The sequence below is a fragment of the Vibrio sp. R10-SG3-ISO10 genome (genome assembly GCF_059834185.1).
Map to the genome: position 1 here is coordinate 51,433 of NZ_JCBDHG010000001.1, position 14,610 is coordinate 66,042.

General features: G+C 43.3%; 15 protein-coding genes. 13 read left to right on the plus strand and 2 right to left on the minus strand.

Annotated elements, in window-relative coordinates; translation table 11 throughout:
* The first annotated feature begins 120 nt into the window (after positions 1 to 120).
* From AC6R16_RS00190 to AC6R16_RS00215, 6 genes are read left to right on the plus strand one after another with little or no spacing between them, the layout of a single operon-like run.
* Positions 121 to 885, plus strand: coding sequence for a DUF3450 domain-containing protein (locus tag AC6R16_RS00190; protein WP_500673163.1), 765 nt, complete (start codon positions 121 to 123; stop codon positions 883 to 885).
* Positions 885 to 2,240, plus strand: coding sequence for a MotA/TolQ/ExbB proton channel family protein (locus AC6R16_RS00195; RefSeq protein WP_500642086.1), 1,356 nt, complete (start codon positions 885 to 887; stop codon positions 2,238 to 2,240). The genes AC6R16_RS00190 and AC6R16_RS00195 overlap by 1 nt, the downstream gene beginning before the upstream one ends.
* Positions 2,240 to 2,797, plus strand: coding sequence for a MotA/TolQ/ExbB proton channel family protein (locus AC6R16_RS00200; RefSeq protein ID WP_500673164.1), 558 nt, complete (start codon positions 2,240 to 2,242; stop codon positions 2,795 to 2,797). The genes AC6R16_RS00195 and AC6R16_RS00200 overlap by 1 nt, the downstream gene beginning before the upstream one ends.
* Positions 2,794 to 3,198 (plus strand): ExbD/TolR family protein, encoded by a 405-nt coding sequence (locus AC6R16_RS00205; RefSeq protein ID WP_500642088.1) that lies wholly within the window; start codon positions 2,794 to 2,796, stop codon positions 3,196 to 3,198. The genes AC6R16_RS00200 and AC6R16_RS00205 overlap by 4 nt, the downstream gene beginning before the upstream one ends.
* Complete coding sequence (locus AC6R16_RS00210; protein ID WP_500642089.1) at positions 3,198 to 3,815, plus strand: energy transducer TonB; 618 nt, start codon at positions 3,198 to 3,200, stop codon at positions 3,813 to 3,815. Before AC6R16_RS00205 ends, AC6R16_RS00210 begins: the two co-directional genes overlap by 1 nt.
* Complete coding sequence (locus AC6R16_RS00215) at positions 3,812 to 4,981, plus strand: tetratricopeptide repeat protein (RefSeq protein ID WP_500642090.1); 1,170 nt, start codon at positions 3,812 to 3,814, stop codon at positions 4,979 to 4,981. Before AC6R16_RS00210 ends, AC6R16_RS00215 begins: the two co-directional genes overlap by 4 nt.
* A 52-nt stretch (positions 4,982 to 5,033) precedes the next feature.
* On the opposite strand, the gene AC6R16_RS00220 is transcribed toward AC6R16_RS00215, so the two are convergent.
* The gene (locus AC6R16_RS00220) at positions 5,034 to 5,258 is read right to left on the minus strand and encodes a hypothetical protein (RefSeq protein WP_500642091.1); all 225 of its coding nucleotides are present in this window, start codon (positions 5,256 to 5,258) and stop codon (positions 5,034 to 5,036) included.
* A 351-nt stretch (positions 5,259 to 5,609) separates the two neighbouring features.
* Between AC6R16_RS00220 and AC6R16_RS00225 the strand changes: the two genes are divergently transcribed.
* The 5 genes from AC6R16_RS00225 (at position 5,610) to AC6R16_RS00245 (ending at position 10,310) form a co-directional block, all read left to right on the plus strand.
* Positions 5,610 to 7,229 (plus strand): ATP-binding protein, encoded by a 1,620-nt coding sequence (locus tag AC6R16_RS00225; protein ID WP_500642092.1) that lies wholly within the window; start codon positions 5,610 to 5,612, stop codon positions 7,227 to 7,229.
* The gene (locus AC6R16_RS00230; RefSeq protein WP_500642093.1) at positions 7,226 to 7,912 is read left to right on the plus strand and encodes a response regulator; all 687 of its coding nucleotides are present in this window, start codon (positions 7,226 to 7,228) and stop codon (positions 7,910 to 7,912) included. Before AC6R16_RS00225 ends, AC6R16_RS00230 begins: the two co-directional genes overlap by 4 nt.
* 82 nt (positions 7,913 to 7,994) lie before the next feature.
* Positions 7,995 to 8,756, plus strand: a complete 762-nt coding sequence (locus AC6R16_RS00235) for a substrate-binding periplasmic protein (protein ID WP_500642094.1) — start codon at positions 7,995 to 7,997, stop codon at positions 8,754 to 8,756.
* 9 nt (positions 8,757 to 8,765) lie between these two features.
* Positions 8,766 to 9,572 (plus strand): transporter substrate-binding domain-containing protein, encoded by an 807-nt coding sequence (locus AC6R16_RS00240; protein ID WP_500642095.1) that lies wholly within the window; start codon positions 8,766 to 8,768, stop codon positions 9,570 to 9,572.
* Between the two features lie 72 nt (positions 9,573 to 9,644).
* A complete protein-coding gene (locus AC6R16_RS00245; protein ID WP_069666420.1) occupies positions 9,645 to 10,310 on the plus strand; it encodes a DUF2726 domain-containing protein in 666 nt (221 codons plus the stop codon).
* Between the two features lies 1 nt (position 10,311).
* On the opposite strand, the gene AC6R16_RS00250 is transcribed toward AC6R16_RS00245, so the two are convergent.
* Positions 10,312 to 11,355: a GGDEF domain-containing protein gene (locus AC6R16_RS00250; protein WP_500673165.1), complete on the minus strand. Its 1,044-nt coding sequence runs from the start codon at positions 11,353 to 11,355 to the stop codon at positions 10,312 to 10,314.
* An 836-nt stretch (positions 11,356 to 12,191) separates the two neighbouring features.
* On the opposite strand from AC6R16_RS00250, the gene AC6R16_RS00255 reads away from it, so the two are divergent.
* Positions 12,192 to 12,404, plus strand: a complete 213-nt coding sequence (locus tag AC6R16_RS00255; protein WP_500673166.1) for a hypothetical protein — start codon at positions 12,192 to 12,194, stop codon at positions 12,402 to 12,404.
* Entirely contained in the window at positions 12,401 to 14,344 is a 1,944-nt protein-coding gene (locus AC6R16_RS00260) for a methyl-accepting chemotaxis protein (protein ID WP_500673167.1), read from the plus strand. The genes AC6R16_RS00255 and AC6R16_RS00260 overlap by 4 nt, the downstream gene beginning before the upstream one ends.
* Positions 14,345 to 14,610: the final 266 nt, after the last annotated feature.

Consider the following 14,610-nt stretch of genomic DNA (forward strand, 5'->3'; position numbering starts at 1 on the left):
TCCCCTATTTTTGTATAAAGTGTAAGGACAATTGCAATTTTACCCAATCGCGGTACTATGTCGCGAGTGAAAATGAGAGTGTTTCTCAATCGTATATCGCATCAGTGAATAATAGACGTTATGAATTTAATTAAAACTAGCTTGGCGCTCATCCTTGCTACGTCAACATCGAATACCTTGGCGAATAGCCTTGACTCCGCTCAATCTATCCAGAGTAAAACCAATGCGGCTTCTGCCTCAAGTCAAAAACGTATCGACGCCAGTGCAGAAAAGACGTTGACCCTAAAAGCTGAAATTGAACAGCTTGAAGAAGAAGTGAAAAATCTAAAAGTGTATCGCGATCACCTGAATGCTTTGGTTTCAAGCCAAGAGCAAGAGGTAGCTAGTTTAGATAGCCAGATAGAAGAGATTAAGTCTACACGTCAAGGTATTGTTCCGCTGATGTATCAAATGGTCGACGGTCTAAAACAGATCGTTGCTGATGATGTCCCCATCAAATTGGATCAACGTCAAGAGCGAATCGCTAAGCTTGAGTCTATGATGACCAGAGCGGATGTGAGTGATGCGGAAAAGTATCGTCGTATCTTAGAGGCTTATCAAATCGAGCTAGATTACGGTACTAAACTTGGTTTGTATCAAGGTCAAATCACCGTTAATGCTGAGAGCAGAGAAGCGGATGTGCTTTACTTAGGTCGTATTTCGTTAGTTGCACGTAGCTTAAATGGCAGCAAATTTTGGTCTTGGGATCAAAAATCCAGTCAATGGTTAGATATTGATTCTTCGCTTAAATCAGATCTAGATAAAGCGTTTAGCATTGCGGCGAAACAAACAGCACCAAGCCTAATTACTCTTCCTATTTCTTTAAAAGTGGCGGAGGCAAAATAATGAAACGCACACTGATTGCCTCTTTAATTGCATTTACCGCTCTATCGTTTAACAGCATTGCAGCTGATTTAGCTTCTCCGGCTAAAGCTGACGCGAAGGTTCAAAAGCAACACAATATTCAACGCGAATCAGGTTTTAAGCAAACCGAGCGTGAACTGGCAGCACTAAAAGCGCAACTGGTTCAACAAAGAGAAACGTTACAGAAAGCAAACGATCGACTTGCTGCCCAGTTTAGCCAGAACGAAGACACGTTAGCTAGACTCGAAGAAAAGCTTCGCCTCGAAACGGGAAGCCTAGGTGAGGTGTTTGGTGTAGTTCGCCAGCATGCAAAGGAACTTGAAACTGAGCTTTCTCATTCAGTAACCGGCGCGGGTGCTCAAACCCATTCTGATACTATTAAAGACATTGTTGCTGCAACCAAGCTACCTTCTATGCCGCAATTAACAGGTTTATGGTCAGCGCTAGAAGAACAAATTAAAGCGACGGGTCAGGTACAGCCGACTCAAGTTAAATTTGTCGACGGTGAAGGCCTTTCTCACGATGTGACAGCGCAACGCCTTGGTGCTTTCGGTTTAGTTGGCGAGCAAGGCTATCTAAATTGGAACGGTGCTAAACAAGACGCTACGGCTTACATTAAACAGCCAGAAAACGGGCCGACGACATCGTCTTTGACGGGCTTATTAGCTGGTGAGCGCACCAACCTTATTGTTGATCCTTCGCGTGGCATTATGCTTGAACAACTAGCGTTGACTCCTAGCTTAATGGACAGACTCCAAGCTGGTGGTGTCGTTGGTAAAGTCATTCTGGGCCTGCTTGTTATTGGTCTAATTATTTCATTGGTTAGAGGTGTTAGCCTTTCGGTAGCACGCCAAAAGATTCGCAAGCAACTGAAAATGCCTCAAACGCCAACGGATAACCCACTTGGTCGTGTACTAGCTGTTTATAGTAAAGAAAAGAATCAGACCGTTGAAGCATTGGAACTGCGTCTTCTTGAAGCTGTGGTTGATGAGCAAGCAGGGCTAGAAAAAGGTCTCTCTATGCTTAAGTTATTGGCAGCGCTTGCGCCAATGCTAGGTCTTTTGGGCACGGTAACCGGGATGATTGAAACATTCCAAGTGATCACCCAGTTCGGTAACGGCGATCCTAAAGTGATGGCGGGTGGTATTTCTATGGCACTTGTGACAACGGTCTTAGGACTTATCGCTGCGATGCCATTGTTACTTGCTCACAATATTTTGAGCTCTCAAGCGGAAAGCATCCGCAACATTCTAGAGAAACAAGGTATTGCGCTTGTTGCTGAGCAAGCGGAGAAAGAGACGTTAATCAGCGACAACAGCTTGGAGAATGCGGCGTAATGGAAGCGATATTCGCTCTATTTCCTGAGGTGATTGCCACCAGTAATTGGATGACTTCGTTGCAATCCTTTATGCAACAAGGTGGTCAGGTGCTTTGGTGGCTATCCGGTGTGGTGTTGGTTTGCTGGTTGCTAATCATTGAGCGCATCGTCTTTCTGTGGTTTCAATTTCCTAAACAACGTAACCAGTGGGTAGACGCTTGGAAGCAGCGCAGTGATCAGCACTCTTGGTATGCACGTTCGATCCGCGAAGGTTGGTTATCGGAAGCGCACTCGCTACTAAACCAGAATCTCAATGTGATTAAAGTGCTGGTGGCGATCTGCCCAATGCTTGGTCTGCTAGGCACGGTGACAGGCATGATTTCAGTATTTGATGTAATGGCGAATCAAGGCAGTAGCGATCCGAAACTGATGGCATCGGGTATTTCACTGGCGACCTTGCCGACTATGGCGGGTATGGTTGCTGCACTTACTGGCATGTTCTTCCACGCGCGATTAGTCAAAGTATGCCAAATGAAAGAAATTAAATTGGAAAAATCTTTAAGGAGTCAACGATGAGACTCGGTCGACGCCACCATAAACAAGATGAAGCTCAGGTAGACCTGACTTCAATGCTTGATATTGTATTTATTATGTTGATCTTCTTCATCGTGACGAGCTCATTTGTTCGTGAATCTGGTGTAGAAGTAAACAGGCCAACAGCTTCAAATGTGGTGAGTCAAAAGGAAGCAGGTATTTTCGTTGCGATAACCTCTGCAAATGATATCTATATCGACAAACGAATGGTTGATGTTGAGCGGGTTGAAGCAACGTTAGAGCACCTAATGCTCGATAAACCCGATGCTTCCTTGGTTATTCAAGCGGACGAACACGCCTATAGCGGTACGGTTGTTAAGGTGATGGATGCGGCAAAAGGGGCTGGGGTGAAGAATATAGCTTTGGCTGCGGAGAAGATCTAGTGGGTCGATTGCTCATTGCCACACCAATTGCGTTATCGTGCGTTGTGGCTATTTTCAGCTTGATGGCGTGGATGGTCGATATTAGCCACCGCCGTGCGCCTGAACCGAGTGAAGCACTAAGTTTCAATATGGTGATGGTAGAAAACGAACAAGACGTTCAAAGGCGTCAACGCTCTGTACCTGAGCAGCCTCAAGCTCCAGAAGTGCCAGAGCAGATGCCAACGTCACAGGCGAATACTCAGCTAACTCAAGTGTCGCCTATCGCTCAACCAATGCTAGGCTTAGATACGGCGGTAGATGGATTGGCTATTAGCGCTCCGACTTTCGGTGACTTCGGTGTCAATCAACAGGCGATGCCATTGTATCGTGTTGAACCTCGCTATCCGACAAAGGCGTTAAAACGTGGTGCCGAAGGGTATGTCGTGATGAAATTTACCATCGATCCAGCAGGTAAACCGATTGATGTCGAAGTGGTGGAAGCCAACCCTAAGCGTATGTTTGAACGTGAAGCAATCCGGGCACTGAAAAAATGGAAGTACCAACCAAAAGTGGTGGATGGGGGAGCCATTTCTCAGCTTGGTCAAACCGTAAGATTGGAGTTTAAGATAGCGAAATGATTAAACGATTATTGTTAGTTCCTCTTATATTGGCTTCCAGTACTTCGTTTGCACAAGAGCTTAGTCAATATACCGCGACCAGGGTACAAAAGGCGCACGAACTTGCACAAGAAGAGCAGGTGAAACAAGCCATTACCATGCTGAGTGAGATAGACACCTCCCGTGAATACGATAAGGCTTTTGTTGCTCGTATGCTGGGTGTGTTTTATTGGCAAGACGGCAAGCCTAAACAGGCGATCAAGCATTTAGAAAAAGCAGTAACCGGTGGCCTTCTGCAAGATGAACAAGGTTGGATTACTGAGCGAATGCTAGCTGATCTTTATCTGAACGAACAGCAGTTTGAGCGAGCTTTAAAGCACTATTATGTGCTGCAAAAGACAGTACCCACCACGCAGAAAGCTGATGATATTTGGCTTCGTATCGCGCAGTCTCATTATCAGCTAGAGCAATGGTCAAAAGTTATCCCTGCTGCTAATGAGTACCTGAAGGTAAGTAAAGAAAGCCCGCTTCAGCCTTTATCATTAAAGCTCGGTGCCCAGCTGCAACTTAAAAAATGGAAGCAGGCGATTCCGACTTTGGAGCTGCTTATTGCTTTGCAACCTGACAAAATCAATTGGTGGCGACAGCTTGTTGGCTTGCAGTTAAGGATAGGCAAAGACCGTGATGCGTTAGACACTTTGTCTTTGGCTAAGCTAAACAAGCTCGATTTAAGTCAAAGTGATCGCCGCATGCTCGCTCAGCTATATGCCAAACGTGGTGTGCCAGAACGCGCAGCCATTGAGATTAGTCAGCTTGATGGTGCCGACACAGACGTACAGCTGCTTTCTGAGCAAGCTACGTATTGGCAGTTGGCCAAAGAGTGGGATAAAGCTCTAGGTATCTGGAAGTTAGCCGCTAAGCAAGACTCTAAATATCATTGGAACGTAGCCCAACTGATGGTTCAGCAAGGATACTACCAACCTGCGCTGAGCGTTTTATCAAAAGTTAAGGGTAGGAAGGCGGATGTTGCTCTTGCCAAAACTCGCGCGTTTTACAAATTGGATCAACTAGAGAAAGCCTTAATCGAAGCTAAACATGCCAATAATGTTGAACCCTCATCTCAAGCAAAGAGTTGGATTAAGTATTTAACACAATTACGACAATCGAAAAACCAGACGACTAGCTAACGAAAAAGAGGGAAGCAGATGTGCTTCCCTCTTGGTTTTACATAAAGCAGAACTATTTGATGCCTGAGCATATATATTCAGCACGCCACAAAAGTCTTTTTGTTTCTTTCATGTTGGTCAGTAACTCTTGACCAGACATTTGCGGGAATGCGTGTAAAACCATTACATCCTCGCTTTCTTCAGACTTTTGGTAAGCCCGCACGTGCGTAAACGTACTCGATAGGTTATTTGACAGCATACCCTTTGACAAACAAATACCAAAAACGTCCCGTTTCATCGTCTTTCCCTCTGACAAGTGAGCCGTCATAATTATGGTTGAATAGTTATGTTGTCTTTGACGGCCGATTTAAACGTCCCTACACATTTTTGTGTGCTCAATAATTATACGAGACTTGTGAGTAGTTAGTATAAAAAATGTTCTAAAACTCATGTGATCCAAATCAACTATTCCACTGGTTTTATATGTGAAATACCTAATTAGATCTAAAAGTAATCGATTAAAGAATAAGCGGTGCTCGCCTAATAACCGATAGGAATAAATTACCTCTGTAAGCTTCACAAATTACTCAACAACCAATCGTTGTCATGTTAGACGAATGTTATTCTGCAAATGCACAAAGGAGAATGTATGAAATGGAGCAGTATCAGCTTTCGTAAGAGAATGCTGATTATCATGACACTATCAGGTTTGATCGAGCTGTTAATTCTTGTCGCGGCAGGATTTATCTATATTAAGCAAGCTCAGGAAGACGAAATGGGGCATCAAGCTCTAGGTGTCGCTTCATTTCTGGCCAAATCACCCTATGTCATTAGTGCTATTGAGAATGGCGTTGATAGTGAGAGTCAGCAACGTTATCGTAGTTTGACTAACCTAATTGGCGCGGCCTTCATTGTTATTGGTGACAAGGATGGTATTCGCCTTGTTCACCCACTCGACGAACGTATTGGGAAGCCAATGAAAGGTGGCGACAATGATCGTGCGCTCGTGGGTGGAGAAGCCTATATATCAGTTGCAGAAGGCTCACTTGGTTATTCTGTTCGTGGTAAAACGGCTGTATTCAATGAACAGGGCGAAATTATTGGCGTTGTCTCTGTCGGATATTTGATTGATCGCCTGCAAGATCGTATCGAACCTTTTATTATTTTCCTCGTCCTGATGGCTTTTATTGTCGTTGGTGCCAATGCAATTGTGTCTAGCTATGCGTCACGCCGTTTTCAGAAAGCTATTCTAGGCTTTGAACCAGAAGAGATAGGGCGATTATACGTTGAACTGGATGTAACATTAGAAACCCTTAAGGAAGGAATTATCACTATTGATGATCAAGGGAAGTTACGTTCAATTAACCGAAGTGCATGCCAAATACTTAATCTAAACAAAGAGCAAAGTATCAACCGACCATTGAGTGAGATTTTGCCTGACAGTGACTTACACACTGTGATTCAAACTGCGCGTACTGATCACGATATCAACCTCTATTTAAATAAGCAGCGATTAATTGCCAACCGAAGCCCAATTATTGTCGATGGCAAAGTCGTGGGCGCTGTTTCAAGTTTCCGCCGCCGCGATGATTTAACCGAGCTGACTGAACAGCTAGCGAAAACCAAAGAATATGCCGAAATGCTGCGTTCGCAGACCCATGAACATCGCAATAAACTCAATACCATCAGTGGTATGGTGCAAATGGGCGAACTGGAAGCCGTACAGTATTTAATTGGCCAAGAAACCGCACATTACCAAGCTTTAATTGAGTTCTTAAGAGAAACAATCAAAGAGCCGCTGATTGCAGGCATGCTATTAGGTAAGACTGAACGAGCGCGCGAGCTTGGCTTACAGCTTGTAGTTGAAGAGGGATCGCGCCTTGAGCCCTTGCCACAACGCATTAACCCTGAAGATTTAGTCACAATTTTAGGTAACTTGATAGATAACGCTTTTGATGCGACACGAGATGCGATTACACGAGATCCTCTGTTTCCTGCTGATCGGAGACTGATTGAAGTTTCAATCAGTGATTATGGCAACGAAGTGATATTGGAAGTGGTTGATCAAGGTTGCGGCTTACCTGGCAACGTCAGTGTAGACTCGTTAGTAGAGCGCGGCGTATCGAGTAAAGACTCGTCAACTCGTGGCGTCGGCCTGTATTTAACCAATCAACTCGCCTCCCGTTATCACGGCGAGCTTGAGATGATGAATAACAAAAACTATGGAGCAAGGATGACAGTATATCTACCTAAGGATGAGCAGATATGACGACAGTAACTCGAGTGATGATCATTGAAGATGATCTCGCTATCGCCCAATTACATCAACGCTACCTTGAACAAATCGGTGGTTACGAAGTGATAGGTATCGCGACGACGAAACTTGAGGCAAACCTGCAGTTAGACATTCTTCAGCCTGATTTACTGTTATTAGATGTTTACCTGCCTGATGGTACCGGTCTAGAAATACTCCAAGATTTACGAACCAAGAATCTCAGTTGTGACGTCATTTTGATCACCGCCGCGAGGGATGTCGATACCTTACAACAAGCAATGCGTGGTGGGGTGGTTGACTACTTACTCAAGCCAGTTGTCTTTCCGAGACTAGAAGCAGCATTAAAAAAATATGTACTACAAAAGCATCAACTAAACCATGCAAACGATCTCGATCAGAGTATTGTAGATAAAATGCTTCAAGCGGCGAACACCAATGACTCACCGAAAAATCGATTACCTAAAGGCATAGATGGTGTGACATTAGAGAAAATTAAAGCGCTATTTGTTGATAATCAGCATATGACGGCGGATGAGGCCGGGGAACAAATTGGTGCAAGTCGCACTACCGCCCGACGTTACTTGGAATATCTTATCAGCACGGGTGAGCTTGAAGCCGACTTAAATTATGGAACTGTGGGTCGCCCGGAAAGGACCTATCGAAAATCTAGTAACTAAACTGTCAGCTGTTCTAGACGTAATTGTGATTGACCTCTACATTTGTTTATAGGCTATAAACGAATTTATTAGAGGTCGTCCCATGCGACTTTTTATATTACTACTCTTCATCTCTAGCTCGTTTGTTCACGTAGCATATAGCGAAGAGCTAAGTGAGCTGAGTTATCTCACAGAGCAATACCCGCCTTATAACTACGATCAGGGTAACGGGGTTGAAGGCATCGCCATTGATGTCCTTAGATCGGCCAGTGAACAAGCTCGCAGTCAAGTTTCGCTTGAGTCAATACAGGTTCAACCTTGGCCACGTGCCTATCGTAGCGCGTTAATTAAGCCCAACACCGTCCTTTTTTCAACCACTCGTACGCAATTGAGAGAGCACATTTTTCAATGGGCGGGGCCAATTAGTAAAACTAGAATCGTAGTACTGGCAAAAAAAAGCAAGAACATCAGCGTGAGTCAACCAATGGCCTTGGCGGAGTACCGCATAGGTGTGATTCGCGATGACGTGGGAGAACAGCTTTTATTAGAGCTAGGTGTTCCAAGAGATTCTATGGTTGAAAGTTCAGTACCAGAAACACTCGCCAATCAGTTTGTCAAAGATCGTATAGACTTATGGGCATATGAAGAGAATGTTGCCAAATGGTGGTTGAAACGAGGCGGCTATAATACGGAAGAGTTTGAAGCGGTCTATGTACTTAGTGAAGGGGATCTATATTTTGCCTTTAACTTGGAAACAGATAGCAGACTGGTTCAACAACTTCAGCAAGGTATAGACGCCATCAAGCAAACCACAAATGAGGGTGAAGCTAGCGTTTATCAAGAAATACTCCATAAGTACAAATAAGGAGATTTGATGAGATTTAGCGGTCTTTTGCTACTTGTTATTACATGTCAAAGTTTTGCTCAGCAATCAATTACGTTAACTCTAGCTTCACAGATGGATGGCGGACATCGCTTTTACCACGAGCTGCTGTTTGAAGCGCTATCGAGAAGCGGCTATGACGTCAAAATCATGGTACCAAGTGAACATATACCTCAAAAACGCGTGATAAGAATGGTTGAAAGCGGACAGTTAAGCTTAACTTGGCTACTTGCAACACCAGAAAGAGACAGCAAATATCTGGCTATAGATATGCCCCTGACCAACGGCTTAATTGGTAAGCGGGTTATGCTTATCCCCCCCGAACTGCAATCTAAATTAAAAAACATTAATACACTTCAAGATCTTAAAGAGGCTAATCTCATAGCGGGGTTAGGGATAAACTGGTTTGATGTCGATGTTTGGAAAGCAAATGGACTGAAAGTTTATGAAGAAGATGGTGAGTGGCGAACGCTCTACAATAAACTCACAACGGATGGAAACGTTAATTATTTTCCTCGGGGAATGAATGAAATTAGCGCTGAAGCAGCGCAAAATAAACACTTGGCTATCGAGCAAAGGCTCTTGCTTGTTTACGACCGCGATTTCAAATTCTACTTGTCACCAAAAATGGCAAAATATCAGCCCGCGATACAAAATGCGTTAGACAAAGCCAAAACATCGGGTTTGCTCGATCAACTTGTCAGAAAGCACTGGGGTGAAAGCTTCCAGAAGATAAAACCAGACCAAAGAGTCGTCATCAGATTAGAGTTACCGAATCACACATCTCAAAAACGTTAATGTCCTATTGCCCTCAGCGTATAATATCGAATAATCAAATAATTGAACTCATTTAAGGTTAGTCAAACGTAAATGGAAAGTGTTTTTATCGTCGTCGCCATACTGGTCATTTTCTTTGTTGTGATTCAAAAACGTTATCTCAAGCAAGATGAGTTGAAAGATAGTACCTACAAGAAGAAAGGGCCGTTGCTTAATGCGCAAGAGTCAGCTTTCTACAATGCACTGATTACAGCAGTAGGTCAGCATGGCGTAGTTATGAGCAAAGTGAACCTGTCTAACGTGATCACGCCACTCGCAACGGATAAAAAGCAGTGGTTTATCGCCAACAATCGTATTTCTAAAAGCTACTATGACTATGTAGTGTGTGACCCCCGCACATTGGAAGTTCGTGTCGCGATTGAGTTAGATGATGGGAAAGAGCTCAATAAAGGCAAAGTCGATCGACAAAAGTTACTGATTCATGTGAGTAAGTCTGCCGGTATTCCTCTGATTGGCGCTAACATCAAACACAGTTATCAAGTTGGGCGATTGCGTCGCCTTCTTGCTGCACATATCGATTTGATTGAACCTGATAAAGAAATTCGTTTTTGTAAGCGTTGCGGTAGCCCTATGACGATCAAGACGGCGAGTCAGGGTGAACATAAAGGCCGACGTTTCTTTACTTGTAGCCGTCAGCCACAATGTACGTATACCGAAAACTACAATGTAGTGTTCGAAGAGGAAGATAACGAGAACTAAATTAGGTAAAACTTAATTCGGGGTTAGAAGGGCGGCTGCATACCATAACTTGGTTGCGGCCGTTTTGTTTAGCGCGATAAAGTTCTTTATCTGCTTCTTTTAGTACACATTCTAAATTGGCGTAATGGTCGCATTGATAAACACCAATGCTTGCCGTTAGAGAAATTGGGGTGCTGCTATCGTTGAATGCGTAGCTTTCGATCGCATTGCGAATTTGTTCTGCTTTCTCTTTTGCTTTATGTACATTGGTGTTGTGTAGAGCGATGCAAAACTCTTCACCACCAATTCGATAGACAAGGTGTTCATCACTTAGCCCATCAATCAGAGCAGCAGTTTGCACCAATACCTTATCGCCAACATCGTGGCCGTGCTTATCATTAACCGCTTTAAAGAAATCTAAATCTAAGATCAAAAGGGAAAGGGGCAGCTTGATGCTCTCATTGCGGTAACGCTCAAAGTTATGAGTCAGGGCGTGGCGGTTATAGACACCTGTTAACGCATCACGGGAGGCAAGTTGTCCAAGCGAAGCTTCAGCGACTCGTCTTTTTACCTCAAGTACATGGGAGGTTAGCCAAATGGTAATAAACGCGAGTGAAAAATTGATCGCTAGCTGATAGTTTCCATCTATGCCATCTGTCCAAAGCTTGTAAGAAATAATCCCAATTTGAGTGACAAAGCCGATGCTTGTAGCCAGTACTCCAGCACGACGACCTAGGATTAAATAGAACATCATCGGAAATAGGCAAGCCCAGATAAAGACGCCAAACTCTATCGGATATTCGTAGGTGGCTAAGCTTGTGACACCCGTTAAGCTGAAAACATAAGCGACAATGAAGGCTTTTGAGATGCTTTCTTGGTAAGTGTGATAAGCGATGTAAAGCGAAAATAGTCCAAATGCCGTTTCTATATAGTGATGTGGACTGTAGTGTTGGACTACAAGGTGGTATGCGGTAATAGAAACCGAGATGAATGCTAGTAGCGTACTAAGCCAAAATAACACTGCTCGGCGTAATTGCCGAGAAGGATTAAAAATGTCTAGCTCCATCCTTGTCGCCTTTGTGAAATTTAAATATGCCAAAGCTTGAATATGGCTTTCATCATATGCTTTTTATAGGTGGAATCAAGGCAAAATCTGAATAGAGATCACGCTATTCAAATGATAGCTTACATTGTGAACGACAATATTGCGGAATGTTTCAACTAAGTTAATGAATGGATTGATTTTTAAAAATAACGAGAGTTGGGTTTTGGATGTTGTTGGTGCTAACAATTAACTTGGAACTACCACCTTTATCGCTATAAACCGTCTCGTTTTCGGTGGGGTCTTTCAACCTTTGAATGGTAGCGAGAGATGCAAGCATATATGTCATCGGATCAAGTTTTAATATTACGACCAATCGCGTGCAAGTAATGCTTTGCTTAAGTGATCTGGTAAAGAGCTTCAAAGCTAGCAGTGTCAAAACTCCGGTGTCTCAATTTACCTTATCTATGTTCTCTATAACTAAATGTCATTCAAAATGCGGGACTATGCGATTTTCCAGCGCTAATTTAACTATTAATAATTAACGACGAATGACTGCTAACAGCTACCAATTACTAAGTACGCAAACATAGCTATGGAGGCAATTGGAAATGAGCATGTGCAGAGACTCTAAACCAACAACAAATAGTAAAGCCCAAAACAACATTATCCCGCTTAGGGTTAAGGAAAAGGTAGGATGTAAATGTGTACGTTGTGCTTACCCCACTTCAGCTGAAAGCTTTTCTTTATGCGAGTCATGTTTGACTGTTCAAGCAATGCTTGATAGGTACTCTAAAACACAGTCGGATTTAGAGTGCAGTGAACTCGTGGAAGCTATTTGGAATCTGCAGTGCGCAAAGATGCAGATTAGAAATGCATTCTTAATGTTTCCGCAACAGCCACCGGATGATGTAATTGTTACGATGAGTAAGCTCCAGTGCCGATTGACGACTCTAATCACTAGCCTAGATAAGATAAAACAAGAAAACCAACTCTACTTGCTTCTCGCCGTTATCGCGAGAGAGACAGATTTGATGCTAAAATGTAAAAAAGCTCAGTGGTGGATGTCATGAAGTTCAACAATCTACCCATAATGGCTCAAATCGTAGCACCTGTGCTAATCGCGGTCTTTCTATTTGCCGCATCTACTATTTTGTCAGACGTTCTCCTTAGAGAAGCAAAGTTGAGCGGTCAAGTGTCACTGGTGAGTTCGGACAATGTGTCTAAGTTAATGTCGGCACAGCGCAACGTTTATCGAATACGTATGGCTTCTGCTAGCGCTTTTTATGGCGAAATTACATGGGATGATGCTCGAAAACAATTTGAGCAACGCAGCGAGACAGTTAATCAAAGACTCGCAGAACTAGATAGTGGCGATGGCGAGTTGACGATCAACACAGCTCTGAAAGATAACATAATCAATGAGCTTAGTGAGTATGGTTTGACACAAACGGCTTTGGCTGAACGTTTGAGCTCCCTTCACATATTGTCAACCTCGTTGCCTGATTTGAATTCAGCGTTAACACTGGCGAACAACGAGTTTTATACGTCAAACAAAGTGGTCAGTTTTGAGCAGCGCCAAGAGTGGCGAAACTTGTTGTCAGAGCTTTACTTATTTTCAAGTCAAATCCAGCAACACCTTATTCGCCTAGAGCGCAGTGCAAATACGGAATATCTCAATGAAGTCCTCCTTAACTTAGAGAGGTTTGAACAATCCTTAGAGTCCTCCAACTCGAATAGGGCTAGTTTAGCCCTCAAAAAAGTGCTTATTGACTACGAGAAACAAATTTTGATGTTAGAAGAGGGTTATCTAACACTGACCAAGGACATTAAGTTAATTAGTGAACAGGGCACTTTGTTACGAGAAATGTTAGCAACGTTGTCTTCCGAGTTAGAAGAGCAGAACAAAGAATCTCTTGAGCGGGGGATTTCTCTTACCAATACCACGGAGAGGGCTCTCATATCCTCTTCAGTATTAGCGGCACTTATAGCGCTTACATTAGCAGTGTGGATTGCCAAACGCCTTAACCTTAGCATACGCTCACTGAGTAAAACCATTGATGGTATGTCTTCTGGCGTGCTTAGCCAAAAGGCAAACTTAAGTGGTAACAACGAAATTGGTCGTTTGGGCGCCAGTACCGATAAAACTCTCGAAATCTTAGATCAAACCGTGAGTGAACTTAGGGGAGTCGGTTCAGATGTTGCCTCTTCAGCAACAGAACTTTCTTCGACTATGGTTGAACTTGAAGGTAATGCTCTGGAGCAAAAGGCGCAAATAGAGAGAATCGCCTCAACTAGCACCGAGCTTGCAGCGAGTTCGGAACAAGTGGCAAGTACTGCAAACGATGCGGAAGCTTACGCTATGCAGGGAATAGAAATTGCGAAAGAAGGAGCGGCGGCGGCTCAAACTAGAGCGAGCCTGTCAGATGAACTAATCGTAGAGCTGAATCAAACCTCTGAAGTTGCTAGAAGTTTAGAGCAACTATCTACCAGAGTGACAGAGTTTGTTAGCTTGATTGAGAATGTGGCTGAACAAACCAATTTGTTGGCACTCAATGCTGCAATAGAGGCTGCAAGGGCAGGTGAAAGTGGTCGTGGCTTTGCCGTCGTTGCCGATGAGGTTCGAGTGCTTGCTCAGAAAACATCGAACAATACCGAATCTATTCAAGAACTCGTTCGTTCTTTGCAAAAAGGCTCACAAGATATGGTGACTTCAGTGAGCGTATGTTTGGAAAAAGTTACTGAGAACGCAACGCTAGCGAAACAAAGCAAAGAAGATATGCGTTCCTTGCTTGAAGGAATAACCAAGATCATCGAACAAAACAATGAAATGTCCTTGGCTGCCAACGAGCAGAATCAGGCTATCGCGTCTATGAACGATAGTATCCATCAGGTCGATGAGAGTCTTAGCCAAAATGCACAGGGTATTAAGCAAAGTGCTGAAGCAGCCTCGTTTCTTTCAGAATTGTCTGAGAGGCAGCAGAGCAAGCTGAGTTTTTTTAAGTCTAATTAAATTATCAGAGCCTCGTATAAATAGAGGCTCTATGTCTCAATTTGAAGCTAAAATTTAGGCCGAAGTTGAGACACATATTTGAAGATTTTTAGAACTATAAAAGGATGAGTGCAAATATTGCACTTAAATGAGCACTCCTCATCAAGAGTGTAAAATAATTACGTTTTGCAATCGGTTAAATTGTGTTCCTACCCCTTTAGGGTAGTTTGAAACTGTAATTGATTTACATCATGTATTAATTTTCTTTCACAATTAACAATTGGCTC

What these genes read in the sequence shown, in the direction of transcription:
- AC6R16_RS00245 (WP_069666420.1), top strand. Translation starts at nt 9,645, where the DNA reads ATGGAAAGTGTTTTTATCGTCGTCGCCATACTGGTCATTTTCTTTGTT.
- AC6R16_RS00235 (WP_500642094.1), top strand. Translation starts at nt 7,995, where the DNA reads ATGCGACTTTTTATATTACTACTCTTCATCTCTAGCTCGTTTGTTCAC.
- AC6R16_RS00230 (WP_500642093.1), top strand. Translation starts at nt 7,226, where the DNA reads ATGACGACAGTAACTCGAGTGATGATCATTGAAGATGATCTCGCTATC.
- AC6R16_RS00200 (WP_500673164.1), top strand. Translation starts at nt 2,240, where the DNA reads ATGGAAGCGATATTCGCTCTATTTCCTGAGGTGATTGCCACCAGTAAT.
- AC6R16_RS00215 (WP_500642090.1), top strand. Translation starts at nt 3,812, where the DNA reads ATGATTAAACGATTATTGTTAGTTCCTCTTATATTGGCTTCCAGTACT.
- AC6R16_RS00195 (WP_500642086.1), top strand. Translation starts at nt 885, where the DNA reads ATGAAACGCACACTGATTGCCTCTTTAATTGCATTTACCGCTCTATCG.
- AC6R16_RS00260 (WP_500673167.1), top strand. Translation starts at nt 12,401, where the DNA reads ATGAAGTTCAACAATCTACCCATAATGGCTCAAATCGTAGCACCTGTG.
- AC6R16_RS00240 (WP_500642095.1), top strand. Translation starts at nt 8,766, where the DNA reads ATGAGATTTAGCGGTCTTTTGCTACTTGTTATTACATGTCAAAGTTTT.
- AC6R16_RS00255 (WP_500673166.1), top strand. Translation starts at nt 12,192, where the DNA reads ATGCAGATTAGAAATGCATTCTTAATGTTTCCGCAACAGCCACCGGAT.
- AC6R16_RS00205 (WP_500642088.1), top strand. Translation starts at nt 2,794, where the DNA reads ATGAGACTCGGTCGACGCCACCATAAACAAGATGAAGCTCAGGTAGAC.
- AC6R16_RS00250 (WP_500673165.1), bottom strand. Translation starts at nt 11,355, where the DNA reads ATGGAGCTAGACATTTTTAATCCTTCTCGGCAATTACGCCGAGCAGTG.
- AC6R16_RS00220 (WP_500642091.1), bottom strand. Translation starts at nt 5,258, where the DNA reads ATGAAACGGGACGTTTTTGGTATTTGTTTGTCAAAGGGTATGCTGTCA.
- AC6R16_RS00225 (WP_500642092.1), top strand. Translation starts at nt 5,610, where the DNA reads ATGAAATGGAGCAGTATCAGCTTTCGTAAGAGAATGCTGATTATCATG.
- AC6R16_RS00190 (WP_500673163.1), top strand. Translation starts at nt 121, where the DNA reads ATGAATTTAATTAAAACTAGCTTGGCGCTCATCCTTGCTACGTCAACA.